General features: G+C 72.9%; 8 protein-coding genes. All 8 read right to left on the bottom strand.

Annotated elements, in window-relative coordinates:
- The coding region (locus BLS21_RS24035; RefSeq protein WP_175479436.1) for a transposase at positions 1-202 on the bottom strand (202 nt) is incomplete at its 3' end.
- A 127-nt stretch (positions 203-329) separates the two neighbouring features.
- Positions 330-734 (bottom strand): hypothetical protein, encoded by a 405-nt coding sequence (locus BLS21_RS25450; RefSeq protein WP_091224386.1) that lies wholly within the window; start codon positions 732-734, stop codon positions 330-332.
- A 605-nt stretch (positions 735-1339) separates the two neighbouring features.
- Complete coding sequence (locus BLS21_RS24025; RefSeq protein ID WP_091224385.1) at positions 1340-2113, bottom strand: sulfite exporter TauE/SafE family protein; 774 nt, start codon at positions 2111-2113, stop codon at positions 1340-1342.
- Complete coding sequence (locus tag BLS21_RS24020) at positions 2110-2703, bottom strand: rhodanese-like domain-containing protein (RefSeq protein ID WP_139177282.1); 594 nt, start codon at positions 2701-2703, stop codon at positions 2110-2112. Before BLS21_RS24020 ends, BLS21_RS24025 begins: the two co-directional genes overlap by 4 nt.
- A 105-nt stretch (positions 2704-2808) precedes the next feature.
- Positions 2809-4188 carry an MBL fold metallo-hydrolase gene (locus BLS21_RS24015; protein WP_091224382.1) on the bottom strand — a complete coding sequence of 460 codons (1380 nt, stop codon included), beginning with the start codon at positions 4186-4188 and terminating at the stop codon, positions 2809-2811.
- A 99-nt stretch (positions 4189-4287) separates the two neighbouring features.
- Positions 4288-4455 carry a rhodanese-like domain-containing protein gene (locus BLS21_RS24010; RefSeq protein ID WP_245700733.1) on the bottom strand — a complete coding sequence of 56 codons (168 nt, stop codon included), beginning with the start codon at positions 4453-4455 and terminating at the stop codon, positions 4288-4290.
- 112 nt (positions 4456-4567) lie between these two features.
- Positions 4568-4834 (bottom strand): metal-sensitive transcriptional regulator, encoded by a 267-nt coding sequence (locus BLS21_RS24005; protein ID WP_091224379.1) that lies wholly within the window; start codon positions 4832-4834, stop codon positions 4568-4570.
- Positions 4835-5123: 289 nt separating this feature from the next.
- Entirely contained in the window at positions 5124-5528 is a 405-nt protein-coding gene (locus BLS21_RS24000; RefSeq protein WP_091224377.1) for a DUF302 domain-containing protein, read from the bottom strand.
- Positions 5529-6000 lie beyond the last annotated feature (472 nt).

The raw sequence follows: 6000 nt of genomic DNA, 5'->3' as shown, positions 1-6000 counted from the left end.
TGAGCGTGCGGGGGCGCGAACCATTGCGCTGGGCGGTGCGGCTCTCGGTGCGCTCACCGGGTGCGGCGCCGATGACCGCGGTGAGCTCGGCCTCGATCAGCGCCTGGTAGAGCGTCTCGGTGGCGGTGCGGATGCGGTCGTCAACCTCGGCAGCTTTGAGTGCCTCGAGGAGCTCGAGCAGGGCAGACTGGTTCAGGGCCATCGCGTGGCCTTTCTCCTGAGTGTTCCTTGGCGGGTTCACGCAGAAGATCCACGCGGTGGCCTCTCGCACGCCAGCACCTCGCCGACGAGCTCAGGACCTCCGACCAGCTACACCACTTCCAGGGACGTCACCCCTCGGCGTACTCGATGACCATGTTGACGCCGTTGTCTGGGTGATACGACCAGCTGTAGGCCAGACCGTCGTCCTCGGCATCCTGGACGCCCATCATGGCCGTGGTGCGCCCCATCTGCGCGATGATCGACTGCTTCGTGCCGAGTTCCGCGAGTACGCAGTCCATGGCGGCGGTGCTGCCGTACTCGCTGCCCGTGTCGACCACGATCGATGCGCCGCCATCGGCCAGGGTGAGGGTCCCGCCCGAGTCGCGTCGGTCGCAGCTGTCGTAGGCGGCCTCGAGGCGAACCTGTGACGCCCCGGCGGCCTCCGCGGCCTCGATCGGGGACTCGTTTCCGCTGGCGGTGCTGCGGCCCAGTGCGAACCCGGCGGCCCCGACGACGAGGACTGCGCCGGCCACTCCGGCGATCAGCAGCGGGCGGCGCGGACGCTGTGACTGGGATCGCTGTTCGAGCGTTACGCCCGTGGCGTCAGCCGACTCTGCGGCCGACGGTGCACTCGTTGGCCAAGGCTGTCCCATGGTGTTTCCCCGCTTCGATGTGCCGGTGACTGGCGCGCAGGACCGTACGGGATCGCAGCGGTCTCGTAGCTCAAGACGGGCGGAGTGCTTCGCATGGCACCTCCCGCGTCGCAACGGCCCCGCGAGAGGCCCTCCCGACCGGTCAGCGGCGGACAGGCGTCGACCCGCACTCGCTCGGGCGGCACCGTCGCCCGATGCTGACCTACGCCCCAATCGGGGCGGACCATCCGAGCTCATCTGCGCTTGGCCGTGCGGAGAACGCCATCGGCGGATGAGGTATCCCCAGGCGCACCCTCTGACCTGCGGGGATGGCCACTGTGATCGCACTGTGGTCGCACGGTCCTGCGGCTCGATGCCGGCCTGCGCTCAGTGCCTCGTCGATGCTGCACCGCTGGCTGGCCCGCGCCGTTGTTCTGGGGCGGATGCGAGCTGGCCCAAAGCCCCCGCTCCTCGTCGGCGCACCGCGGTGACGGCGGCGCAAGCGGTCACCCGAGCAGGCCGGCGCTGGTCTGAACGAGGATTCCGGCAGCGACGACGAACACCAGGTAGGCGAACCAGCGGCGCAGTCGGGCGGTGTCCAGCCGGGTGGCGAGGCGGCCGGCGGCCAGTGCGGTGCCGATGGCGGCCACGGTGAACGCGACGGTGACCGGCACGTCCAGGGGGGTGTCGCTGGCGTGCGCCGCGAACCCGGCGGCGCTGTTGACCGCGACGATCAGCAGCGAGGTGCCGATCGCGACTTCCATCGACAGGCCCAGGACGACGACCAGCACCGGGATGATCAGGAAGCCGCCGCCGACGCCGAGCAGGCCGGTGAGGAACCCGACGACGAGCCCGCCGGCGAGGGTGCGGGGCAGGCAGCGGCGCCAGTTGACCCGGCCGCCGTCGGTGGCACACGCGGCGCCGGTGGCGGACTCCTCCGACAGCATCCGGACGCCGGCGCCGATCATCAGGGCGGCGAACAATCCGAGGACGACCTCGGGTGGCACGAGCCGGTTGACCGCGGCGCCGGCGAACGCGGTGGCGATGCCGGCCGCGCCGAACAGCAGCGCGATCCGCCAGGCGATCTGGCCCTTGCCCAGCCGCGGGAGCAGCGCCACCAGCGCGGTGATGCCGACGACGAGCAGCGACGTCGCGACCGCCTGCGGCAGGTCTTGCCCGGCGGTGTAGACCAGCGCCGGGACGGCGAGGATCGACCCGCCGCCGCCGAGCAGGCCGACCAGCGCCCCGATGACCAGGCCGAGGACGATCGCGACGGTCATGACGCGGCGCTGCCGGACGCTCGGAGCATCTGCACCGCGTCGGGCAGGGTCACCGCACGGCCGCCGCGGTTGTAGGGCAGCCGGGACAGCGCCGCACCCATCGCGCACGTGTCGGTGATCGCTGCGGTGGCCAGCCCGACGCCGATGCCGCCGGCGAGGAAGCGGGCCTTGGGGAAGCGGAGGCTGGCCAGGATGCTGGCCGCGACCAGGCCACCGGCCACCAGGCGCACCTGGCGCTCCAGCGCCCAGCGGGCCGGGCCGCGACGCACCGGCTGCCCGGCCGCGGTGTGCGCGGCGACGCCGCCGTCGAGGACGGCCAGCTGCTGCGCGCCGGCCGCGGTCAGCGCCGCGTGTGCGGTGCGGGCCCGGGTGCCGGCCTGGCAGACGAGCACGACCGGCCGGTCCAGGTCGCCGACCAGCTGGTCGGCGTGGGCCTGCACCAGCGGCAGGGGGATGTTGATCGAGCCCGGGATGTGCGCGGTCTCGAACTCGGCCGGGGTGCGCACGTCGACCACGGTGGGGGCCGTGGCGTGGGCGGACCGGGCCGTCAGCTCGGCCGGGGTGATCAGGTCGGTGGTGCGGGGGTTCACGGGTGCTGTGTCCTCTGGATCGGTGGCTGAGGGGTGTAGGCAGGCGGGGCCGGGCGGCCACCGGGGACGAGGTCTCCCGGTGGCCGCCGGGTCTGGGATGCGCCGTCAGACGGTGGCGGGCTGGGCGTGCAAGCCGGCGGCGGCCGCGCCGGTGTCGGGGTCGCCGTAGGCGCCGTTGACCAGCACCGGGCGACGGCCGGCGCGGGCGAGCATCGAGGCGGCGATGGAGGCGCGATAGCCCGAGCCGCAGTACACCCACACGTCACCGGCGGGGACCTCGTCGAGACGGCCGGGGAGGTCGTGGATCGGGATGTGCAGCGAGCCGCGCACCCCGCCGCCGGCGCGCTCGTCGTCGCGGCGGGCGTCGAGGACCACCAGGTCGGGGTCGGCGGCCAGCGCAGCGGCGAGGCCGGTGAAGTCGCTGACCGGGTGGGCGGCCAGCTCCCGGCCGGCGGCCAGGGCCTCGGGGCTGCCGATCGCGGCGCCGGCGAGCCGGTCGATGCCGATGCGGACCAGCTCGCGACGGGCGTCGGCGACCTGCTGCTCGGTCTCCCCGACCAGGGTCAGCGGCGCACCCCACGGCATGAGCCAGCCGACGTAGGTGACGAAGTTGGCGATGGCCAGTTCGAAGTTCAGCGCGCCGGGCAGGTGACCGGCGGCGAACGCGGTGCGGCTGCGCAGGTCGATCACCCACGCGCCGGCGGCCAGCCGGTCGGCCAGCTCGGCGGGGTCGACCGGCCGTGGCATCGACAGGTCCACCGGCGCCGGGCCGGCGGCGTTGCCCGGGCCCATGTGGCTGTACCAGGCCGGGATCGCAGTGAGCCCGGCGACCAGCTGGTCGACGAACGTCTGCTCGTCCTGGGTCAGCGCCGGGTTCACCCGCGCCTGCTCGCCGACGGTGGAGGACTCGCCGCTGGTCGGCGTGGCCGCGCAGAACGAGCCGAACCCGTGACTGGGAAACACCGGGGTGCCGGCGGGCAGCTCGTCGACCAGTCGCCGCACCGAGTGGTACTGGGCGTGGGTGAGCTCGGAGGTGTGCTCAGGGCCGACCAGGTCGGTGCGGCCGGTCGCGCCGTACAGCATGGAGCCGCCGGTGAACACCGCCTGCACCGTGCCGTCGGCGTCGGTGAGCACGTAGCTGACGTGGTGGTGGGTGTGCCCGGGCGTGTGCAGCACCCGCAGCCGCATCGGGCCGGCGGCGAGCACGTCGCCGTCGGCTGCCGGCAGCCGGTCGTAGGCAACGGTGTCCCCGGCGGGGACGGCGTAGTCCGCGCCGACGGTGCGGGCCAGCTCCAGCCCGCCCGTCAGGTAGTCGTTGTGGAGGTGGCTCTCGGCCACCAGCGCGATGCGGACGTCCCGCTTCTCGGCCAGCGCCAGTACCCGGTCGATGTCGCGCTGCGGGTCGATGACCACGCCGACGCCGCCGGCGCTGATCAGGTAGCTGCGGTCGCCGAGGCCGGTGGTCTCGATGATGTCGATCTGCACGAAGCGCTCCTCAGTACGGTACGGGGCAGGGGTACCAGCGGGTGAAATGAGAGACGGGTCAGCGGGTGGTGACCGGCCGGCCGTCGGCCGCCCGGGCGGTCATGCGCCGGCGAGGTCGGCGACGTCGTAGCCCTGGGCGGCGAGGGACTGCGCGGCCTGCGAGCTGCGACCGCCGCTGCGGCAGACGGTGATGACCGGGCGACCGCGGTCGAGCTCGAAGGCGCGAGCGGCCAGTTGGCCCAACGGGATGTGGGTGCTGCCCGCGATGCGGCCCTCGGCGACCTCGCGGACGTCGAGCAGGACGGGCTCGGGGCGGTCGGCGGCCTGGGCGGAGTGGGCTGGAGGATCTGCGGGTGCATGGCCGCTTCGCCGTCGATGGTCAGGCGAGGGTCAGGAAGAGGCGCTCGAGTTCCCGCAGGTCGACCTCACGGGTCTCGCCGTCCTCGGAGGTCGAGCAGTAGCGCATCCCGGTGGAGATGACCGCGAACCCGGCCTTGCTCAGCGCCTTCGACGCTGCCGCCAGCTGGGTGACCACGGCCGAGCAGTCCCGGCCGTCCTCGATCATCTTCACGATGCCGCCGATCTGCCCCTCGATGCGGCGGAGGCGCTTGATGACGTCGGCGAGTTCGCTCTGGGGGATGTCCACGTGTCCATCATGGATACCCCCGGGGGTATCTGCAACCCCGTGGCCGGTGATGGTCGGCACAGCCGCGTGGGACCCTGCGTAGCCGGCCGCGCTGCGGACGATCGCCGCGTGGCGACGCGCGGATCGAAGGCGGAGGCCGAGGTGGCTCTGCGGGCCCGGATCGCCGAACTCGGGGGTGAGGTCGTCGACAGGGCGGCGTACGTCGACAACAAGGCGCCTTCCCGGTCACCCTGCCAGCGGCGTAGCCATCCCCACGCCTGGCGCCGGCGACGCTCGCCGGGTCACCGGCTCAGGCGGTGCGGCCGACGACTGCGGCGAGCGCGTTCTGCAGGCGGATCTTGGCGTCGGCGGCGATCGGCTCCAGTTCAGGTCGGCCGGGCACGGTGACCATCAGCTCCGGGTTGAGCGCCGACACCAGCACCCGTCCGTCCTCGCCGGCACGGACCACGACGTTGCACGGCAGCAGCAACCCCAGATCGGGCTCGATCGCCAGACCCTGCCGGGCCAGCGGGGCGTTGCAGGCGCCGAGGATGATCTGCGGCGGGACCTCCACGTCCAGCTTGGCCTTGAGGGTCGCGGCCACGTCGATCTCGGTGAGGATGCCGAAGCCCTCCTCGGTCAGTGCTGCGCGAGTGCGCTCCAGGGCCTCGTCAAGCGGGACGTCGACGTGCACGCTCATGCCGAAGTCGGCCATGACGGGCTCCTTCTCGTGTCAGTGACACAGAAGTGGTGCCCGTCCCGGCCGGGTCCATCCGCCAGGACCTGCGCGCCGGTCCGCAGCAGGAGCCCCGCCGACCTCCGGCCCGACGTCTTCGACGGGAAGCAGGCCAGACGCGACAGCGAACGGCTGTGGTGACTCAGGCCTTCCCCGCCGGGGACATGCCGGGCGTCGATGCACATCGTGAGTGATCACGTGGGGCCGTGTGGTCGCGATGTCATCGCGGACTGCGCGCCACCCGGGGTCAGGCGACGACAGCGGTCATCCTCCATCGCAGCTCGGACCAGGGTGGATGGCACTGGGCATCACCCCCCGACATCCCAGGACCAGGACTCTTGATCCGCGGGTTGTGGGGTCGATCCCCACGGGGCCCACTCGATGTCTTGCTGCGACACGCGGTGTCGCACCGGCGCGCAGGCGTGACCGAGCGCCGTCGAGAGCGCTCCCA

It is taken from the genome of Geodermatophilus siccatus, assembly GCF_900103785.1.
Classification (GTDB): Bacteria; Actinomycetota; Actinomycetes; order Mycobacteriales; family Geodermatophilaceae; genus Geodermatophilus; species Geodermatophilus siccatus.
This window is presented reverse-complemented; position numbering and strand designations above follow the sequence as displayed.